Here is a 21,152-nt window from a genome sequence, read left to right on the forward strand (position 1 = left end):
AAACGAAGCATGAAGAAACTGTTTTTGTTCATCGTAGGTTTGTGGACATGGCATACCCACTGTCCGGCACAACTTGCCCAATTCCATCCGGGCGAAGTATGGAACGACACTGAAAACGCCCCCATCAATGCCCACGGAGGCTGCGTAGTGTTCCACAATGGCACATACTATTGGTTTGGCGAGGATCGTACGAAATTCGAATCGAACGGTGTCAGTTGCTATTCTTCCACAGACCTCTACAACTGGAAACGTATCGGACTGGCATTGAAAACCGACGGCCAACCCCGTGAAGACTTGAACGACATCTCACAAGGCCGCCTCTTTGAACGCCCGAAAGTCATATACAACCCGAAGACCCAAAAGTGGGTGATGTGGAGCCATTGGGAAAAATCGAGCAGCGACTATGGTGCCGCACGGGTATGCGTAGCCACGAGCGACCGAATCACCGGTCCTTACACGCTCTACAAGACGTTCAGACCGAACGGAAACGAATCGCGCGACCAAACATTATTCGTGGACAGCGACGGAAAAGCTTACCATATCTGTTCCACCGAAATGAACACCAACACGAACATCGCCCTCCTGCGTGAAGACTATCTGGAGCCGGAAGGCACAAATCAGCAAGTGTTGAAAGGGCAGAAATGCGAAGCGGCAGCCGTCTTCAAATGGAACAACCGGTATTTCGGTCTGTTTTCGGGTTGCACCGGCTGGGCTCCCAACCCGGGACGGCGCGCCTACACGGACAACCTCATGGGCGAATGGCAACGCAACGGCAATTTTGCCATCGACAAGATGAAACAAATAAGTTACCGTACGCAACCGTGTTACGTCTTCCAGTTGGAAGGCAAAAAAGATGCATTCATCTATATGGGCGACCGTTGGAATCCCAACGATGTGGAACATTCCACTCATGTCTGGTTACCGGTCAGCATGCGTTCGGGTTATCCTGTCGTCCGCTGGTACGACCAATGGGACTTGAGTATCTTCGACAAAATGTACCGCTATAAACAAGCTGCGGAAATCGTGCCGGGAAACACTTACGCCTTATTGGAACAACAGGCAGACCGGCTCGTGTCCAAACCTGCGAACGGTTTCACCCTCGCTGACGACAACGACGAAATCAACCTGAACTTTGTATTCTTGCAAACCGAAAGTCCGGACGTGTATAAGTTAAAAGACACCAAAAGCGGCAAGCTCCTGACCAACACGTTCGGTTCCTTACGCCTGAATGCCGAAGCTACAGACGGCAACAGTCAAAAGTGGAAATTCATCCGACAAGCAGACGGATTCTATCGCATACAAAGCATGCAGGACCAGAAGTTCATCTCTGTTTCGGGCAATAATACTTTCGAAGGAACTCCTTTATACCTCACGGAAAACGGAGAACCTCACTATTTCGGAGTTTACTTCGATTCAGACAAATATTCATACAGGGCATCTTAAACTATTCAATAAAAACACTTGAAATTAGGTTAATGTTGTTAAGTGCGTATCCGTGACGGCCTCGCACTTACTTTCTTTAAAGAGACAAGCAATCAAATTACAAACCGTTAAATATTTATCAAATGACACTCAAAAAATCATGGATGAGGAACTATATTATAGTAACGTTCCTGTTATGTCCCCCTTTACAGGGCATGGCCTCCCCCGATGACACCAAGGGAGAAACCGTGGTCATAGGTACTGTGGTCAACCAACTTCCCGCATTGCCATCGAGCATTCAACTCGGTTCGGACAGCCTGCCGGTAAAATGGGACAAAACCAATAAGAACCAGTTCAATACCCCATTCGACAAGACGGTCGTAAAAGGCGAAGCAGACCGAAAAGGTACAAAAATACCAGTAACTGCCGCCGTATGGACTTTGCCGGAGAACTTGGTTTACCTTATCGACGCAGGCCGTGTCGCCCCTCATTCCTCCCAAATATTCGAAGCTGCCAAGTCCCTGCGTGGCGAGGCTTTACTGAATGACGCCCCGGACCGTAAATTCCATTCGGGCACTGACCAATGGGGATATGTGGAACGCGAACAATATGAGGACCAGAAGGTATATGTCACAGCCGGAAATGGGGATGACTGGGCAACCTCATTCCTCAGCGACGGTAAAGATAAAGACGAAGGACTGACCTACAAACTGACCTTACAACCGGGAGTATACAGAATCAGAGTCGCACACGTTCCGATTATCAAATTAAACTTCACCAGTTATCTCAGAGTAGATCAAAAGATTGTCAACACCCAGCAACTGTCTACCAACGTATCCGAAGACAAGATACACCCAGCCGTATGGGTAACTCACGATCTGAAATTGACGCACCCCACAACTTTCACCTACGAAAGTAACAAGATAGGCGGAAAAGAATGGGAAAACGGCAATATCAGCCTGATTTCCGTAGAGCAAATCAGTGCCAACTTAGAAACACCCATCATTTCCTGGGACGGCGGTTCGTGGGATAGCCAAACCGTAGAATTAAAACACAAGGACCCTTCTGCCGAAATTTACTATACGCTCGATGGCAGCCAACCGGACAAAAACAGCCATAAATATATTGCTCCGTTCACGATCGACAAAACGACAAGAGTCAACGCCATTGCTTACAATGCGGAAGGCGCCAGTAAAATAGTCTCGGCAGATTTTGCCATCAGTACATGGGCCGTCACTGCCACCCCATTCAAGTTAATCGGCGAAAACGAAGTGAAGAACGTAAAAATCAACTGGATGCAAAGAAATGACGCAGACGTGTACAAAATATTTCGAAACGGAACCTTGATTGGGGAGACCCGGGGAGACACCTACGATGATTACGGGTTGTCTTTAGGGGAAAATTATACCTATCATGTAGAAGGCTACAAAGAGGGTCGAAAGATAGCCACATCGGAATCGCAGTCGGCCATGCCTTTCAGCCCTTCACAAGATTGCGACGTGTACGACAACCGCAACGGTCAATATCTGAAAAATAGAGAAGGTGGCATCTCCGGGATGAAAATAGGAGACCTTTATTTCTCTTACCGGCTGGAACGGAAGAAAAAAACTGTAGATGGACAGGAAAAAGACGGTTGGTTGCTGTCAGAATCTTATTCCACAACAGGAAAGGAAGGAAGTTGGAACAGTCCACGCGAGATAGCTTTCTATCCCAATGTAAATTTCGAGGGTATAGGATTCCGTTACAACGAAAAGACCCGTAAAGTCGTATTGTCCGCCCATTATGAAGATCAAGGCGGATATACCGCAGCTAAAATATTCTTGGCGCAGATAACCCCGAAAGGCGGTATCGAGGTCGGTACGATGGAACGACCTTTAGGTTACGATTCCAGAGACCAATCGTTATTCGTGGATGACGACGGTAGCGGATACCTCTTGTCTGCCACCAATATGAACAGCGATATCCACATCTACAAACTGGACGAGACATGGACCAAACCGGTAGAACTGGTCAATACGATATGTAAAGGGCAACATCGCGAGACCCCATCCATCATCAAAAAAGACGGAGAATACTATTTCTTCAGTTCCAAAGCGTCCGGATGGTATCCCAGCCAGGCCATGTATGCCTCGGCGGAAAATTTGGGTGGGGTATGGACTTCATTACGGGAAATCGGTAACAACTCTACTTTCGGGGCACAGTTCAACAATATCCAAAGAAGAGGCACAAACCACGAAACATTCGGCGTGTGGAGCTACCATTGGGGCGCCCAGTACCACCATAAAGACCCGGACGGGAATTTCCCGAGAATATCCGTAGCCAAATTCAACAAAGGCTATGCTTCCATGGATTATTACCGTTATATCGAATTTCATGACTCATACGGCATTGTCCCCGTACAAAACGGCAGGAACCTTACGCTTAACGCACTGGTCTCTACCACCACGGTTGGTGCCAATCCTCATACGGCATCCTGCATCACGGACGGAGCCGACATGAATTCTTCCGTTTACTTCCAGAACAGTACGTACCCGTATGTCCTGACCATAGATATGCAAAAAAAGGCCAAGATATCGGAGCTCAACTTGTCAACCAAATTGGTCAACGGCTCGGAAACGGCATATAAATACACGATCGAAGGGAGTGTGGACGGCGAACACTTTCAAACCTTGGTAGACGGAACGGACAACTGGCAAGTAGGTTTCCAGATACTCCCTGTCACGGACTCGTCGGCTTACAGATACCTCAGGTTAACGGTACTGAGAATCATCAATGTGCATAACAATAATCCGGCCACCTGGGCCGATGGTGTCTATGAGCTCACCGCATACGGTATGCCCGTAGAATAAATCCTATCCAAATAGGACAAAGAGAGTGTGTCTATAACACACTCTCCATTCATTTTTAACAAAACATAAGCATGATGAACAAATATTTTTATAAGCCATACATGGCAGTCGTTTTATGTGTACTGTCAGTCAATCCTTCCGTCCAAGCTGACGAACACGGTATTCATATCAAAATCAATACCCAAACAGGCGCTATAAACCAGCTTATCCTCGACCACGATCCTCAAAATATGAATTGGATACTCCAAACGGATGGTAGCCAATATCCTTGGATAACCGAAAAATACGGTTGGGGGCTGGGATATCTCACCCTTGAGAGTGAAAATAAAAAAGTAAAATACGAATGGAAAAAGCCTGTTTCCACATCTCCCACATCTTATACTCCGTGGGATAAAAAAATATCCTCTTTTGAGCAAACACAGGTCTATCGGGTGGGAAACATACGAATAGATGTGAAACGTTCACTGGACCATGACCGATTAACCGAGCGTTACACCTTTACCAATACCGGCCAGACATGTACACGAATCAGCGATATCGGTATCTATACTCCTTTTAACGACAATTACCCCGATGCAACGACTTGTATTCATTCACGTACCCATGCCCATATTTGGGACGGTGAAAGTGCAGCATACGTCAATGCGCTGCGCATGGGTGGTACAGCGCCACATCTCGGACTGGTATTAACCGAAGGAAGTATCAAAAGTTACGATATCTTGGAACGAGGCATAGATAAAGGAAACTCTCATACTCGTGGAGTCATAGCACTCAATTTACCTGATACGTTACTTCAATCCGGAAGTTCCTATTCCATCCAATGGTCTCTCTTTCCACATCTCGGAAATGAAGATTTTAAAAACAAATTGCTTCAGCAAGGAAGTGTATGGATGTCATGCAACAAATACATGTTTGAAAAAGGAGAAAAAGCCGAAATCGAACTCCGTAGCCAGTATCCACTGAAAGATGTCAAACTTCTGAAAAACGGTAAACCCATAAAGATAAAACAAAAAGGCCGTGTCTGGAAGGCAGAAGCCATCATGGAACAACCGGGGGAAGTCCGCTTTGAAATCCTGTACAACAATGGCCGACGTACGCATGCCGACTGTCTGGTACATTCTTCTTTCGATAAATTAATAGAGAAACGCACGGAGTTCATCCGTACGCACCAGCAAATGAACGATACAAACGATATGCGATACGGTGCTTATATGGTATACGATAACGAAGCTAACCGTATTTATAAGAATGACACTCCGAACTGCAACCCGGTAGACCGCGATGAAGGAGCAGAACGCCTCGGAATGGGTATTTTATTGGCAAAACAATACTTGTTAACCCATAAACCCGAACTGAAAGAATCACTTCTAAAATATGTCCATTTTGTTCGTGAACGCCTACAAACGGAAGATTATACGACCTATTCCAGTGTTGACCAAAAAGGACGGAACAGGGGATACAATTACATGTGGGTAGCCGAACTATATTTCCAAATGTATAAAGTGACAGGCAATAAACAATATGCTATCGATGGCTACCAAACCTTATGTTCCATGTTCCGGCAGTTCGGTTACGGTTTTTATGCCATTAATATTCCGGTGTGTCTGGGACTGCAATCACTGAAAAAAGCCGGTATGACAAATGAGTATGAGCATCTTAAAGACGAATTTATCAAAAGCGGCGATGTCTTCGTTAAAAACGGAATGAATTACCCTAAACATGAAGTGAACTACGAACAAAGCATTGTGGCTCCCGCCCTACAATTCCTCCTACAACTATACATTGAAACAGGTATCCGAAAATACTTCGACGAAGCCCAACGACAATTACCAGTATTGGAAGCCTTTAACGGTTGTCAACCTAGCTATTATCTCCATGACATCAGCATTCGCCATTGGGATGGTTACTGGTTCGGCAAACGGGAACTCTTTGGCGATACGATGCCGCACTATTGGAGTACGATTACGGCCGAAGTCTTTCATCTTTATGCCCAATGCACGGGGAAGGCTGCTTATCAACAACGTGCAGAAGAAATAGTCCGTAACAACCTCTGTCTATTCTTCGAAGATGGCAAAGCCTCCTGTGCCTATGTTTATCCACACGAAGTAAACGGAATAAAAGCACAATTCTATGACGAATATGCCAATGATCAAGACTGGGCATTAGTACACTACCTATTGGTGAACAAGGGACTTTGATTTGAAAAAAACGAATGACACAATAGAGGAAGAATTTGGTTTATCTTATCTGCTGTGTCATTCGTTTATAAGGATTATATATTTCAACATACTTTCTATTTCCAGTCCGGAACGTCCTCTCCCGGTTCGTAATACTCTACCAGATTGGCATAAAACGTTAACGTGGAATAAGGCAGCACCGAACCTGTAGACTGACTTCCGTAAGCCAGTTCAGACGGTATATATACCCACCAGACATCACCTTTGTGCATGTATTGCAAAGCCGTGGCAAATCCGGCTACGGCACTCGATACTCCCATCTTGGCCGGCACGGCAATCTGATTGTCCAGTTCACCCATGAAAGACTGGGAGAACACCTTACGCTCTTCCACCCATTCTCCGTTTACCATATTTTGGGTAGGCATCAGATAGCCCCGGTAATTGACACGGACCGTGTCGGACCATGTCGGACTTTCCGTCCCCGCACCCCGCTGTTCAATATATACACAAATCGAATCGGTCAACGCCCCGGCCGCATTCTGCGACTTGGTCGTCGATTTGAACATGCGCCAGTTGCAATGTTCTTCCCAACGTTCGCCATACTGTCCCTTTGCCCGGGCAATGGAATCACGGGCTTCGGCAGCGATTTGAGCAAAATACTCGGCATTACGGGCAGGCCAATTCGCATAAGCATCATACGTATCGTCTTCCTCCTTGCAAGCCCCCAAGGTACACACGGAGAAGATGACGACTGCCAGATACAATAAACCTTTTTTCATTAATGTCTGTCTTTTTTAGGCAGGGTTACATAATCTTTTTCAGCAACGAAGTGATGCTCACACGGTCTTCGATGATACCTTGCAAGTCGGCAATGTTCACCCGCTTCTGCTCCATCGTGTCGCGGTGACGCAACGTCACGGTATTGTCTTTCAACGTATCGTAATCCACTGTCACGCAATACGGCGTACCGATGGCATCCTGACGGCGGTAACGCTTGCCGATAGAATCCTTCTCATCGTATTTGCAGTTGAAATGGAAACGCAGGTTGCTGATGATTTCGTGCGCTTTCTCCGGCAGACCGTCTTTCTTTACCAACGGCATGACGGCCAGTTTTACCGGTGCCAATGCCTCCGGTAATTTGAGTACCACGCGAGTTTCCCCGTTTTCCAGTTTCTCTTCCTCATAGCTGTGGCACATGATGGAAAGGAACATACGGTCCACTCCGATAGAGGTCTCGATGACGTACGGCGTATAGCTTTCGTTCGTTTCGGGGTCGAAATATTCTATCTTCTTGCCCGAATACTTGGCATGTTGGCTCAAATCAAAATTCGTACGGCTATGGATACCTTCCACTTCCTTGAAACCGAAAGGCATGTGGAACTCGATGTCACTGGCCGCATTGGCATAGTGCGCCAGTTTCTCATGGTCGTGGAAACGGTAGTTTTCCGCTCCGAAACCCAATGCCTGATGCCAAGCCATACGGGTCTTCTTCCACGTCTCGAACCATTGAAGCTCCGTGCCGGGCTTCACGAAGTACTGCATCTCCATTTGCTCGAACTCGCGCATACGGAAAATAAACTGACGGGCCACGATTTCGTTGCGGAACGCCTTGCCGATCTGTGCGATACCGAAAGGCAGTTTCATACGCCCCGTCTTCTGCACGTTCAGGTAGTTCACGAAGATGCCTTGGGCGGTTTCCGGACGCAGGTAAATAGTGGAAGAACCTTCAGCCGTAGAACCAACCTCGGTCTTGAACATCAAATTGAACTGGCGGACGTCGGTCCAGTTGTGCGTGCCGCTGATGGGGCACACGATACCCTCATCCAATATGATCTGTTTCAGTTCATTCAGGTCGCTCGCATTCATCGCATCACTGTAACGCTGGTGCAACGCATCGCGTTTCTGCTGATGTTCCAACACGCGGGGATTGGTTTCGCGGAACTTCTGCTCATCAAAGCTATCCCCGAACTTCTTGGCCGCCTTGGCTATTTCTTTGTTTATCTTTTCCTCGTACTTGGCAATCTGGTCTTCAATCAATACATCTGCACGATAACGCTTCTTGCTGTCGCGGTTGTCAATCAAAGGGTCGTTGAACGCGTCCACGTGTCCGCTGGCCTTCCACGTCGTAGGGTGCATGAAGATGGCGGCATCGATACCTACGATGTTCTCGTGCAGCAACACCATGCTCTGCCACCAATATTGCTTGATGTTATTTTTCAACTCCACACCGTTCTGACCGTAATCATACACGGCACCCAATCCGTCATAGATGTCGCTTGAAGGAAACACGAAACCGTATTCCTTACAATGTGACACTATTTTCTTGAATACATCTTCCTGAGCCATACTCTATTCGTAAAATATTGATAAATCTTTCGCAAAAGTACGCCTTTTTTTTCATTAAAATGTTATTTTTGCGTTAAAATAGATATATAATCGACATAAATATGAGCGAAGACAAAGACGAGTTGACAGACCTGACTACGGGAAGCCCGGAAGAGGAAAATGACGCACACTCCAATTACCAACCGGAAACAAGTCCTCACGACAGCATCACGCACCACCTGAGCGGAATGTATCAGAATTGGTTTCTGGATTATGCCTCTTACGTGATTCTCGAACGGGCCGTGCCCCACATCAATGACGGTTTCAAACCGGTACAACGCCGCATCCTGCACTCCATGAAGCGTATGGACGACGGGCGCTACAACAAGGTGGCCAACATCGTGGGACATACCATGCAATTCCATCCGCACGGAGACGCTTCCATCGGGGATGCCTTGGTACAGTTGGGACAGAAGGATTTGCTCATAGACTGCCAAGGAAACTGGGGCAACATCCTTACCGGCGACTCGGCGGCTGCCCCACGTTATATCGAGGCCCGGCTCTCCAAATTCGCCCTCGATGTGGTGTTCAACCCCAAAACCACGGAATGGAAACTTTCATACGATGGCCGGAACAAGGAACCGGTGACGCTCCCGGTCAAGTTCCCGCTGCTGTTGGCTCAAGGCGTGGAAGGCATTGCCGTAGGTTTGTCTTCCAAAATCCTGCCGCACAATTTAAACGAGATATGCGATGCCGCCGTAAACTACCTGCATGACGAACCGTTTCAACTTTATCCGGATTTCCTGACTGGAGGAAGTATCGACGTAAGCAAGTATAACGACGGCGGACGAGGGGGCGTAGTGAAAGTACGTGCCAAAATCACCAAGATAGACAACAAGACGCTGGCCATCCGTGAGATTCCTTACGGAAAGACTACTACAACCCTGATCGACTCCATCCTGAAAGCCATCGAAAAAGGCAAAATCAAAGTACGCAAGGTAGAGGACAACACGGCTGCCGAAGTGGAAATCTTAGTGCACCTGACGCCGGGCGTAAGTTCGGACAAGGCATTGGATGCCCTCTATGCCTTTACCGACTGCGAAGTCAGTATCTCGCCCAACTGCTGTGTCATCGACGACAAGAAGCCTTGCTTCCTGACCGTCAGCGAAGTGCTGAAACGCTCAGTGGACAACACGCTCGGACTGCTCCGCAAGGAATTGCTCATCCGGAAAGGAGAGCTTCAAGAAAGCCTGCATTTCGCCTCGCTCGAAAAGATATTCATCGAAGAGCGGATTTACAAAGACCGCAACTTCGAACAGGCCAAAGATATGGACGCGGCCTGCGCACACATCGACGAACGGCTCACGCCTTTCTATCCGCAGATGATAAGGGAAGTGACCCAAGACGATATCCTCAAACTGATGGACATCAAAATGGCCCGAATCCTGAAATTCAATAAAGACAAGGCCAACGACGCCATCGCCCGGATGAAAGATGAGATTGCACGCATCGACCGCGACTTGGACAACATGGTAGAAGTCACCTGCAACTGGTTCCGTATGCTGAAAGCCAAATACGGCGATGAGCATCCGCGTCATACCGAACTGCGCAATTTCGATACGATCGTAGCTACCAAGGTGGTGGAAGCCAACGAGAAACTGTACATCAACCGCGAAGAGGGCTTTATCGGCACATCGCTCAAAAAGGACGAATTCATTGCCAACTGTTCCGACCTCGACGATGCCATCATTTTCTACCGCGACGGAACTTATAAAGTCATCCGTATCAGCGACAAAACGTTCGTGGGCGAAACGGAAAGAAGCAAGGCGGAAAAGAAAAAAGCCGAAATCATCCATGCCGCAGTGTTCAAACGCAACGACAAACGGACGATTTACAACGTAGCCTACCGGGACGGCAAGGACGGTTTCTACTACATCAAACGTTTCAATGTGACGTCCATCACCCGCGACCGTGAATACGACCTGACGCAAGGCAAACCCTTTTCACGCGTCGTCTACTTCACTGCCAATCCGAACGGAGAAGCGGAGGTCATCAAAATTACCCTGAAACCCGCCCTGAAACTCAAAAAGATATTTGTGGAAAAGGATTTCAGCACTGTGACTATCAAAGGTCGCCAAAGTATGGGTAACATTTTAAGCAAAAACGAGATACAGCGTATCGGCCTGAAATCCCACGGCGGTTCTACCTTGGGCGGGCGCAAAGTATGGTTCGACCATGATGTCAACCGCCTGAATTACGATGAGCGGGGAGAATATCTGGGTGAGTTCCACAGCGAAGACCTGATTTTGGTCATCCTGAAAAGCGGAGAGTTCTACACAACCAATTTCGACGTAAACAACCATTATGAACCGGGCATACTCCGTATCGAAAAGTTCTCACCGGACAAGATATGGTGTGCCGTTCTCTACGATGCCGACCAGCAAAGTTATCCCTACGTCAAGCGTTTTGCGTTCGAACCGAGTACCAAGCCCCAAAGTTTCATGGGAGAAAACAAAGACAGCCGCTTCGTCTTGCTCACGGACGAAGCCTATCCAAGGTTGCAAATCACGTTCGGCGGGCACGACAGTTTCCGCGACCCGCAGGAAATTGATGCAGAAAGTTTCATCGGCGTAAAGAGTTTCAAAGCGAAAGGCAAACGGCTCACTACGTTCGATACGGAAACCATTACCGAACTGGAACCCATACGCCGCCCGGAACCGGAAACAGAAGAAGCAGTGGCGGAAGAAACGGAAGAAAAAGACACAGAAAAGGAGAATCTGGATCCGGATGCCGGTAAAAGCCAAAGCGACATCATGGATGAGCTTACCGGGCAAATGAAACTTTTTGAAGACGAATAATATGTCTCACCTCTTACCGGCCTATACAACCGTTTCGTTCCGAATGTCCCGCTCCGTCAGGAAGCGGGCACTCATTTTCTTATTAGCCATAGGGACATTTCTTGGCATCAGGCCATGCCAAGCCCAAGATGCCGCCCCCCTTCCGGAAAACCGCTATACGACACACGCCACACTCTTCGGCGCGGGACGCACAAGCCTATACGAGACTTACCTGTCTCCCTCCACTTATACCGGGCCCCACCTGAGCATTCTGCATGAGACCTTACGTAAAACCCACTGGTTAGACGGACGCATCACGACACAAAGTATCCTCGACGGATTTTTTTGTTATACCTCCAACCGGGCCGGAAACTCCGACGAACTGGGGGGCAAGATAAATTATTCCATCGGTTGGCATTACAACTGGGTCGTAGGCGGACGGTTGCGGCTGATGGCCGGAGGAGAAGTCCATGCCGGACTGGGAGCGATTTACAACAACCGTAATTCCAACAATCCGGTACAGGCCAAGGCTGACATCGACATAGACGCATCCTTGATGGCCGTCTACCCGTTCCATATCCGCAAAGTACCTTTCACCGCCCGCTACCAAACCAGCCTGCCGCTCGTCGGAGCCATGTTCTCCCCACGCTACGGACAGTCTTACTATGAGATGTCATTAGGCAACTACGACCGCAACGTATGCTTTACTTATCCGGGCAACGCACCGTCCATGCGCCATTTCCTGACATTGGACTTTCCCATTGCGGGATTTACGTTCCGGGCCGGCTATTTGTGCGACATCCGCCAAAGTCGTGTGAACGGACTGCGCAGCCATATCTGGAACCATAGTTTCATGATAGGCTACGTGAAGCATTTCAGCTTCGTCAAACGCAAAGAGCCGCAACACCGCCCATTTATCCTGTAACCCACCATCGGTATGAAACATTACATCTTTTTTATATTCTGCGCCATTCTCGCCCTGCTTTTCTGCCCGAGTTGCATTCGTGAAAAAGAGCCGGACAACACGCCGGTCAATAATTTCGAGACGCTTTGGCGCATTATCGACACCCAATACTGTTTCCACGACTACAAGGCGCAGGAAGGATGTCTGCCATGGAACGAGGTATATGCCAAATACCGTCCGCGCGTACATGACGGAATGACTTCCGCCCAACTATTCGAAGTCTTGTGCGACATGCTGTCCGAACTTCGCGACGGCCACGTCAACCTCTATTCCGCAGCCGACGTTGGCCGTTACTGGAGCTGGCATGAGGACTACCCAAGTAATTTCAACGACAGCATCCATCAAGTTTATTTGGGTACGGACTACCGCATCGCCGCCGGCATGTATTACAAGATTCTCGACGACAACATCGGTTATATATATTATGGAAGCTTCAGCTCCGGCATCGGTGAAGGCAATCTGGATGAAGTCATGTATTATCTGCGCTTGTGCAACGGACTGATTGTGGACGTACGCAACAATTCCGGCGGCACGCTGACCTACGCCGAACGATTGGCCGAACGGTTCACCAACGAAAAACGACTGGTAGGCTACATCGCCCATAAAACCGGAACGGGACACAATGATTTTTCGTCCCCCGAAGCCGAATACATCGAACCGTCGAAAGGCATACGCTGGCAAAAGAAAGTCGTCGTGCTGACCAACCGTTCATGTTATAGTGCCACCAATACGTTCGTACGCGATATGAAGGAATGCCCCTTGGTCACCATTATGGGCGACCGCACAGGCGGCGGTTCCGGTCTCCCCTTTTCTTCCGAACTCCCCAACGGATGGTCTGTCCGCTTCTCCGCCTGTCCGATGTACGATGCCGGAATGAACCAAATCGAGTTCGGTATCAAACCGGACACTTGCGTATCGCTCACACAAGAAGACCTGGCACGCAACAAAGATACGATGATAGAAGCCGCCCGAGAATTTCTGAAACGATAATTTGGCCAAGCCGATAAATCTTTCTATCTTTGCAGCCGTCTTACCGCGCCTGTGGTGAAATTGGTAGACACGCCAGACTTAGGATCTGGTGCTTCGCGGCGTGTAGGTTCGAGTCCTATCAGGCGCACTAATCAAATCCTCTAATCTGCTAATTAAAAGTAGTTTAGAGGATTTATTTATAGATATCCTACCTACATATTGCCTACAGATTCAAACTATCTACCTTTTTGGGCGTTTCAATAGGGAAATGGGATATTCTTTCAGATGCCTATCTCGTCAAATTCAAATAGAGGAAATCTCCCTTAGATAGGATGGGAGTTTGCCATGAAAAAACGGATGGCCAAACCGCCATCCGTGAAAGATTGGGCCACCATGACCCACCCCGTGAAAGGTAGACCAACCTTGTACCAATGGAGATATGAGTTTTTATGAATATAGCAAAATAGTTATGTTTTTATTTGGTGGTTTATAGCAAAAACGCTATATTTGCACTGTCTTAATAAATAAACGGTCTTTTACATTATGAAGTACAATCAGTTTTTTGCGGAATTGACCGCAGCAGGTTGTTACGTTCTTAGGCATGGGGCTAATCATGATATTTGGTATAGTCCTAAAACGGAAAACAAATTTGCTTTGTCAAGGCATGGCAAACAAGAAGTACCTACCGGAATGGAACGTAAAGCAAGAAAGGTTCTTTTGGGGGAGTAATCCCCCAACCTTTTGCGCTTCATGGTTGAAAGATTGTTTTTGTTGAGGCAATGGGGTACGGTAATAGTGCCGTACTCCTATTTTAAAGAAATGGATATGAAAGTAACTGTTATCATGGAAAAAGCGAGCGATGGGTATTACTCATGCTTTGTTGAGGAAGATTTACCCGGCTTCGGGTTGGCTGGATATGGAGATACGGCAGAATCCGCCAAAGAGGATATGATGAAAGCGTATGAGGAAATAAAGGAAATGCAGGCAGAAGAGGGCAAGGAAGTTCCGGAACTGGAGTTTTCCTACAAATATGATATGCAATCCTTTTTCAACTATTTCTCATTCCTGAATGTTACTAAGGTTGCGGAGTTGGCAGGCATCAACGCTTCATTGATGAGGCAATACACTTCCGGTGTGACAACAGCCGGACAAAAGCAATACGATAAGATAAGGGTAGCGGTGGAACGTATATCTAAAGAACTGTCCGCAGCTACTTTCTAAAGATAGTGTACCGCTGTGAAGCGTGACCGTTTAATTAAGACAATGAAACCCCGTTCCTTAATTGGTTCGGGGTTCTTTTTTTGAACAGCAACCCAACAGCATATTTACAGCACCTTAAGACTTAAATAAAAGGAATAGCTTTTTTATTTGAGAAAAAGGGCATGACGTCAAGTCATGTAGACTATATTGTAGATTTATTATTTTAGATTTTCAGCGGTTTGATACAACTGTTTGAGGAATAAACATTTAACGGAGTATTTGAAAAACAGCGGTAACGAGTTGGAAACCGTGCTAATTTCAGCGGTTTGCGGTGCTATGCTGTCAAATAACTCTTGATTGCAAAGGTATGATTATTTTTTTTAATACAGCCATAACCTTTGCATTTATTCTTCCTTATCAAAATCAAGCAAATTGTTTGTCCCCCAATGATCAAAATCTGATTGAAACAACTTATCTTGGATAATGCGATATTTCTCAAACTCGGTTTCTGCAATATAACTTAGCTTGTTCTGCAGATATTGTACCGATGTCAACTAGTATGGGTCTGTCATCACTATCCAAGAACTTGTCGATACGAGCAGCCCAATCTTCCATAGTCATAGGAATATGACGCTTTGCTCTGTCTTCCGCTAAATCAAGAAAAGCATTGACTATTCTTCCCATTGACTCCAATTCTGTTTCTTTTAAATAGTTCTTAGCTATTGAGACATCTGTTTTTACAATCTTGCCGTTAGGGGCTTTCTCCCAAGAAGTAAGTCCCATATGCTCTTTTTCTGCATTGGCTCGTTCTACAATCAGTTCTGCTGCAATATGCCCATGAACAGCATAGTGCATTTTATTTTGCACCTTCTTGAAAAACATTCTAGTTGTTGGAGCATCTCGATTATAATCAATACTTGTTGCATAAATATCAGTCAACTTTTGATAAAAGCGGCGTTCACTCAATCGAATCTCTCTTATTTCCGCAAGTAAATGTTCGAAATAATCCTCATTGATGAATGTTCCGTTTTCCATTCGTTTCTTGTCAATCACATAACCGCGTATGGCAAATTGTCGGAGAACATAAGTGCACCATTGCCGGAATTGGGTAGCACGTACAGAATTGGCTCTATAACCGACAGAAATGACTGCATCTAAATTATAATATTTAGTAGCATAACTTTTTCCGTCAGCAGCAGTTCGTCGGAATTTCCGACAGACTGAATCTTCTTGTAATTCTAGGCTTTGAAAAATGTTTTGCAAATGTTCTGCAATTGTTGAACGCCCTTTATCAAATAATGTAGCTATGGCATCTTGAGTAAGCCAAAGTGTTTCGTCTTGATATAAAACCTCTATTCCTTCTTCTTTACTTTCTAATTGAAATATAAGGAATTCTACAGTACTATTATGTATTTGAAGTTTTTTACACATGATTAAATATATCCCATCTCTTGGCAATAATCTGCGATAGTTTTCTTAAAATGCTTAAGTTTGGTTTGATATCCGCGATGTTGAGTTATTAAACCACTTACACTCATTTCATTACAAACTAACAATTCATTTACTGATAATTTAAAACTCTGAATCATATATTCTGTCAATAAATCTCGCGCTTCTTTATAATCTGAAAATTCTCCTGCACAAAAACTTATTAAGATTTCAGAATACCATTTTCGTATTGATTCATTCATACACTTATGAATATTTTTCATTGAAGACAATATACTACTGACTTTTGCATCATAACCATCTTCTGTAAGAATATTGAATTTTCCTGATGCATGTGCCATATCGTTACGTGCATCTACTAAATCACTAACATTTGCAATTTGAGATTTATCCAAACATATAATCTTAAAAAGTTTTGCGATATCTTTTTCCGGTAATAAACTATATGCAAATATTGAATTAGCATCTTCTATCTTCAAGTCTTTCTCTCTGCCACTATATGGACGTGCAAAAACAATTACATCTTGATATCTGTCAGGGATAATTTGACTAATTTGCCATGCCGTACAATAAATGTAAGTCATATAAAGCAGATGAACACCAAAATAGGCAAATTGATACTGCTCATATTTGTAATTTACGGCAATTAAATTAGTTACATTATTGACATAGCTATTTATATCTTCTTCATCATCTGGATTGATTGGAAGATAATTCAATATTTCCTGCAAATATGGGACTTCTGTGTAGTCAATTTCTTCTACCATAATCATTCACCCCAAACTTCGTTAATTTTTTGTTCTATTTTTTTTGTGAAAATAGAAACAATTTCTTCTGATGACTTTATGAATGATAATTCTCTTTCAATTTGGATGACTGCTTCATTTTGTTCTTCAATAGAAGGACAAATAATATCCAAATTTTCCAAATCGGATTTGTTTACGCTTGGATACATTGCTTTACTCATTGCATCGCTTAGTTGGTTACCAACAAAGTCATCCAATAACGCATACAGTAGATACTTTCCGTTCACATTTTTGGGGGTCAAAACAGCAAAGCCTGTTGAAGCAACAAAGCCTTTAGTGTCAAAATCAACATAACTGAAAGCCTTTAGGTTCGGACGAACGGTTGACATTAATATATCTCCCTTGTTCATTCCTCGTCTTGCTCTACTAGGAGCATCCTTCCCTTTTATTTTTTGAGATGTATCAACTTTGCCTGTACCGCTAGTAACAGAAGAAATATCAATATAAGTAAATGATTCTTCTCCGTATTCTCGTTCTGGATTTACAGAAAAACGATTTATCTCACAAATATCTGAAAGCTTTACAATATTACCAGTCTTAAACTTTGGCAAATGTGGCTCATAGTTTGACACAATAGATTGAGCACCGAAAATAATTTTTCTATATCCGTCAAGTTCGTCAACAATCTTTTGTTGAACTTCAACAGAAGGCAATGGGATTTTTATGGAATTAATCGTACTACTTATATTATTGATATTAGCACCTTGTGTTAATAGTTTAATCTCCTCTCTGTATTTTAAAGATTTCAGCAAATAGAAAAATAGATATTGTGGAAGGCAACGTGATGTGCTTGTTCTAATAATTCCCATAAAACCTCCAGCATAATACTTCGTATCCTGATCAATAAAAGCAACCTTTCCTACATGCTCCTTACTACCACTTGACATACATATAAAGATATCGCCTTGCCTTAATTGTTTTTCTGGAGCAAGAATAATAGATTGATCTATATATATTTCTTTTATAACCTCTAATTCTCCTGATAATGTGATATTATCTGCGGGAAGTATAATATTAGATGTTTTATATGTTGTCTGTTGCGCTCTTTGATAATTTACTCCCCTTGTTATTGTTGCAATATCAGAAAAATCAACAATTTCATATTTTGAAGTAATATTTGGAGAGATTCGATACCTGTTTCCTGCCAATATAAAAGAATTGCTACACACTTTATCCAATGGAATTATCTCAAATCCTACATTAGTCATTTCTGTAGATTGATCCTCATCTAATTTACGAAACTCCTCATATTTAGCTAAATCACTTGGCGTATCTAATTTACGACGATGATTATCTAAAGTATATCCGTCACTTTTGACATCAAAGTACCAAAATTCTTTTTTCTTCTCTGATTTCTTTATCTTTTGATTTACTTTGGTTGCATATATAATATCTGTTTTAACACCTGTATATGGCAAGAATACTCCCTGAGGTAATGAAATAATACTTTGTAATTGGCAATTTTCCAAGAGGTATTCACGTGTTCTCGTTAAATCCTTTCTAAAAAGAAAGCCTTCAGGAACTACCAAAGCCATTCTACCATTAGGAGATGTGCTATTTATTGCTTTCATACAATGTTGTACACAAATACTATCACCATTTGTACTTGGCAAGTCATACAATTCTCCATGTTTAGTTTTTTGAGAATAAGGCATATTTGCAAGGACTATATCATATCCGTAATGATACTCACTTCCATCATTATCTCTATATGTAGCTTTCCCGTCTATAGGATTTGCCAAACTATCACGCATATTGATATTGCTATGCCCATCACCTGCCAAAATCATATTCATTTTGGTTATGCGTGCAGTATTAGTAATTTCATTGCCATAAACCGTATGCTCCCGCAACATCTTTATATTGGCTTCGGTTCTCGCCATATTATTGTATATATAGCGAAAACTTTCTATTAAGAATCCACCTGTACCACAAAATGGGTCATATATGGTTTCCCCAATTTGGGGATTAACCAAACGTACCATTGTTTTTACAATGTGGCGTGGAGTGAAATATTCTCCTAAGTCATTTTTAGTTGCAGTTGAAGCTTTCAAAAAATACTCAAAGGCATCTCCCTTTACATCACTATCCACATCTGTAAGCGTTAGTGGGTCAAGCTTATCCATTATTTCTTTCAAGATACTTGCATCTCGAATCTGTAAGGGAGTAAATATATCAGTATTATATAATGAATTTAGTTTTTCATAAACCGTTTTATTTATATAGTCAATGCGAGTTGTAAAAGGAATATTTTTAATGCTATCCCAACTACATGCTGTTGCATCAAAAAGCGTTTTGATACCACTTTCTCTTTTGATTTGTTCGCTTTCACTAATCAGTTTTAGAAATAGTATATTTGCAAACTCACCAAAACGTTCGATACCAGCACGCAATCCTTCCCCTCGTAACATATTGTTTGCTTCATCAAATATGCGGATTAGCTCTTTTCTATCATATTGAACCTTGGGACTTACGGTATTTACCTCATAAGTTGTCAAATACCGCAACGCAAGAGTTTCTCTGATAAACTCGTCTATTTCTTCCCCATTTAAAATAGGAACTCTATTGGCTTCTGTATGATATGCTTTACAAAAGACACCATCTGTAGCAAATACAAGTGGAGCATTAATTGCACGGGCATAACTAATGCCTTGCTCCATTGCTGCATCAAGGCGAGTGCCTTTCTTTTTGGCCTCAATAACAATTAATGGTCTATCACTCTCATTTGAGTACAACACATAATCAGGACGTTTGCCTCCGAGAGATTTGCGTTCTGCTTCTGTTTTGGGCTGCTCAAAGAAAACATTCTTATCTTTTCCGTTTAACTTCCATCCTAAATTAGTTAAAGCGGTATCAATAAGATTCCGTGTATCAGCTTCTAATGGCATTGTATTCATATGTCTTTTACAATCAAAATTATATATAATATCCCAATATGCAAAAGTACTACTTTTATTTAGCTTATAGGTTATAGCTAACCATCTTTTTCCCTAAAAAATTAATCTACCGACTTTGGAGGTGAGATTGTCCGCATGGACGGCAAGGCTTTTCGGGCTGCTCAAATCTTTTTGAGCGGCAGAAAAGACATCTTGCTGTGCTCCTGCGGACACACTTTCGGGTTACTCCCGAAAGGTTTTGAGTTACTCAAAACATACCTTGCCATGTTCGGGTGAACATATACGGAAATAGCGGTATAACCCTCCTTGCTATAATCAATATCTTCATTATACCGACTTGACTAAATGAACACACTGTACCCTCATTGCAGAGTGTGCAGAACTGTGGCTATATTTCCTGTACTTGCCCAACCCTAACTCCCCATATATTATTTTTCCCTTTCGGTCGGAGGGTGGCGGAGCGGTCGTTTCCGTTTTCAAAGGCTTTTCTTGCATGGGGCGGTCGGAAGCAAGGTTTAGGGGAAGAATACTACCCGAAGAATGAGGGTGGAGATTGTTCCCCTAACTGCATAGCCGCCTGACCTTGAAGCCGACAGAAAGCCCCGTGCTTACTTTGCCTTTGTAAACGGAAATGATTGCTCCGCTTTCCTCTGAAAGAGGAATAAACCCTGTATCACCATATCAACAGGATTGTTTGTTGATATGATTATTCTTTATAGGTTTTAGCAACAGAAGATATATCAAATGTTATACTAAGAACATCTTTTACTTGCCTTAACCGATGAAATTCTTTTATCTCATTTTTCAGTTCTTGATGTTCCTTACAATACTCATAAATGCTTTCTATTTCTTCATCAGGAATAAATTCGTAGCTACTGAATCCGTTATAATCCTCATCGATATAAAATATCTCATCTTCTTCAAGCCTATCAGGCGCACAGAAAAAGAATCCTGAACACTTCTTGATGAGGTGGTCAGGATTTCTTTTTTATGGACATCAAAAGCCTCTCTCCTCCCTACCAGAGTTTTCCCAAAAACACCTTTCATCTTTCAGGCTGTATGACAAGTCTCTTATTACCTTGTAGTTACAAGCTGAAAGATGTTCCAAACATCCTTCAGCTATGCTTCATTTCGTTCTGCGGCGAACGATAAATCGTTCGACTGAGAACGGAAAATCGTTTGGCTGAGAATGATTTATCGTTCGGCTGAGAACTTTTTACCGCCTTCCGCAATGAAAGGAAGCTGAAAGATGGACTC

Annotated in this window: 12 protein-coding genes, 1 tRNA gene and 1 pseudogene; 9 read left to right on the top strand and 5 right to left on the bottom strand. The window is 44.0% G+C overall.

Annotation, left to right across the window (positions count from 1 at the left end; translation table 11 throughout):
- Positions 1 to 9 precede the first annotated feature (9 nt).
- From HMPREF9441_RS01965 to HMPREF9441_RS01975, 3 genes are all read left to right on the top strand, one after another.
- Positions 10 to 1,443, top strand: coding sequence for a family 43 glycosylhydrolase (locus HMPREF9441_RS01965; protein WP_008617382.1), 1,434 nt, complete (start codon positions 10 to 12; stop codon positions 1,441 to 1,443).
- Between the two features lie 122 nt (positions 1,444 to 1,565).
- The gene (locus HMPREF9441_RS19155) at positions 1,566 to 4,271 is read left to right on the top strand and encodes an FN3 associated domain-containing protein (RefSeq protein ID WP_008617383.1); all 2,706 of its coding nucleotides are present in this window, start codon (positions 1,566 to 1,568) and stop codon (positions 4,269 to 4,271) included.
- Between the two features lie 71 nt (positions 4,272 to 4,342).
- Positions 4,343 to 6,469, top strand: coding sequence for a hypothetical protein (locus HMPREF9441_RS01975; protein ID WP_008617385.1), 2,127 nt, complete (start codon positions 4,343 to 4,345; stop codon positions 6,467 to 6,469).
- A gap of 95 nt (positions 6,470 to 6,564) precedes the next feature.
- Here HMPREF9441_RS01975 and HMPREF9441_RS01980 read toward each other — a convergent pair whose 3' ends face one another.
- Entirely contained in the window at positions 6,565 to 7,227 is a 663-nt protein-coding gene (locus tag HMPREF9441_RS01980; protein ID WP_008617387.1) for an FKBP-type peptidyl-prolyl cis-trans isomerase, read from the bottom strand.
- Positions 7,228 to 7,252: 25 nt separating this feature from the next.
- Complete coding sequence (locus HMPREF9441_RS01985; protein ID WP_008617389.1) at positions 7,253 to 8,794, bottom strand: glycine--tRNA ligase; 1,542 nt, start codon at positions 8,792 to 8,794, stop codon at positions 7,253 to 7,255.
- Between the two features lie 101 nt (positions 8,795 to 8,895).
- Between HMPREF9441_RS01985 and HMPREF9441_RS01990 the strand changes: the two genes are divergently transcribed.
- The 6 genes from HMPREF9441_RS01990 (at position 8,896) to HMPREF9441_RS02015 (ending at position 14,764) form a co-directional block, all read left to right on the top strand.
- Positions 8,896 to 11,631 carry a DNA gyrase/topoisomerase IV subunit A gene (locus HMPREF9441_RS01990; protein WP_008617390.1) on the top strand — a complete coding sequence of 912 codons (2,736 nt, stop codon included), beginning with the start codon at positions 8,896 to 8,898 and terminating at the stop codon, positions 11,629 to 11,631.
- Between the two features lies 1 nt (position 11,632).
- Entirely contained in the window at positions 11,633 to 12,535 is a 903-nt protein-coding gene (locus HMPREF9441_RS01995) for a DUF3316 domain-containing protein (RefSeq protein ID WP_008617391.1), read from the top strand.
- Between the two features lie 12 nt (positions 12,536 to 12,547).
- Positions 12,548 to 13,564 (top strand): S41 family peptidase, encoded by a 1,017-nt coding sequence (locus HMPREF9441_RS02000; RefSeq protein WP_039864795.1) that lies wholly within the window; start codon positions 12,548 to 12,550, stop codon positions 13,562 to 13,564.
- Between the two features lie 45 nt (positions 13,565 to 13,609).
- Positions 13,610 to 13,691, top strand: a tRNA-Leu gene (locus HMPREF9441_RS02005).
- A gap of 395 nt (positions 13,692 to 14,086) precedes the next feature.
- Positions 14,087 to 14,272, top strand: coding sequence for a type II toxin-antitoxin system HicA family toxin (locus HMPREF9441_RS02010; protein ID WP_008617395.1), 186 nt, complete (start codon positions 14,087 to 14,089; stop codon positions 14,270 to 14,272).
- A gap of 21 nt (positions 14,273 to 14,293) precedes the next feature.
- Positions 14,294 to 14,764 (top strand): type II toxin-antitoxin system HicB family antitoxin, encoded by a 471-nt coding sequence (locus HMPREF9441_RS02015; protein WP_008617397.1) that lies wholly within the window; start codon positions 14,294 to 14,296, stop codon positions 14,762 to 14,764.
- A 383-nt stretch (positions 14,765 to 15,147) separates the two neighbouring features.
- Here HMPREF9441_RS02015 and HMPREF9441_RS02020 read toward each other — a convergent pair.
- The 3 genes and pseudogenes from HMPREF9441_RS02020 to HMPREF9441_RS02030 form a co-directional block, all read right to left on the bottom strand.
- Positions 15,148 to 16,174 (bottom strand): annotated as a pseudogene (locus tag HMPREF9441_RS02020) (virulence RhuM family protein).
- 2 nt (positions 16,175 to 16,176) lie between these two features.
- Entirely contained in the window at positions 16,177 to 16,959 is a 783-nt protein-coding gene (locus HMPREF9441_RS02025) for a hypothetical protein (protein WP_229057256.1), read from the bottom strand.
- Between the two features lie 2 nt (positions 16,960 to 16,961).
- Positions 16,962 to 19,886, bottom strand: a complete 2,925-nt coding sequence (locus tag HMPREF9441_RS02030; RefSeq protein ID WP_244949567.1) for an N-6 DNA methylase — start codon at positions 19,884 to 19,886, stop codon at positions 16,962 to 16,964.
- Positions 19,887 to 21,152 lie beyond the last annotated feature (1,266 nt).

The organism is Paraprevotella clara YIT 11840, from assembly GCF_000233955.1.
Taxonomy (GTDB): Bacteria; Bacteroidota; Bacteroidia; order Bacteroidales; family Bacteroidaceae; genus Paraprevotella; species Paraprevotella clara.

Excerpts from the sequence above, each read along its gene's own strand:
- HMPREF9441_RS01965 (WP_008617382.1), top strand. The coding sequence starts at position 10 with ATGAAGAAACTGTTTTTGTTCATCGTAGGTTTGTGGACATGGCATACC.
- HMPREF9441_RS19155 (WP_008617383.1), top strand. The coding sequence starts at position 1,566 with ATGACACTCAAAAAATCATGGATGAGGAACTATATTATAGTAACGTTC.
- HMPREF9441_RS01975 (WP_008617385.1), top strand. The coding sequence starts at position 4,343 with ATGATGAACAAATATTTTTATAAGCCATACATGGCAGTCGTTTTATGT.
- HMPREF9441_RS01980 (WP_008617387.1), bottom strand. The coding sequence starts at position 7,227 with ATGAAAAAAGGTTTATTGTATCTGGCAGTCGTCATCTTCTCCGTGTGT.
- HMPREF9441_RS01985 (WP_008617389.1), bottom strand. The coding sequence starts at position 8,794 with ATGGCTCAGGAAGATGTATTCAAGAAAATAGTGTCACATTGTAAGGAA.
- HMPREF9441_RS01990 (WP_008617390.1), top strand. The coding sequence starts at position 8,896 with ATGAGCGAAGACAAAGACGAGTTGACAGACCTGACTACGGGAAGCCCG.
- HMPREF9441_RS01995 (WP_008617391.1), top strand. The coding sequence starts at position 11,633 with ATGTCTCACCTCTTACCGGCCTATACAACCGTTTCGTTCCGAATGTCC.
- HMPREF9441_RS02000 (WP_039864795.1), top strand. The coding sequence starts at position 12,548 with ATGAAACATTACATCTTTTTTATATTCTGCGCCATTCTCGCCCTGCTT.
- HMPREF9441_RS02010 (WP_008617395.1), top strand. The coding sequence starts at position 14,087 with ATGAAGTACAATCAGTTTTTTGCGGAATTGACCGCAGCAGGTTGTTAC.
- HMPREF9441_RS02015 (WP_008617397.1), top strand. The coding sequence starts at position 14,294 with ATGGTTGAAAGATTGTTTTTGTTGAGGCAATGGGGTACGGTAATAGTG.
- HMPREF9441_RS02025 (WP_229057256.1), bottom strand. The coding sequence starts at position 16,959 with ATGGTAGAAGAAATTGACTACACAGAAGTCCCATATTTGCAGGAAATA.
- HMPREF9441_RS02030 (WP_244949567.1), bottom strand. The coding sequence starts at position 19,886 with ATGCCATTAGAAGCTGATACACGGAATCTTATTGATACCGCTTTAACT.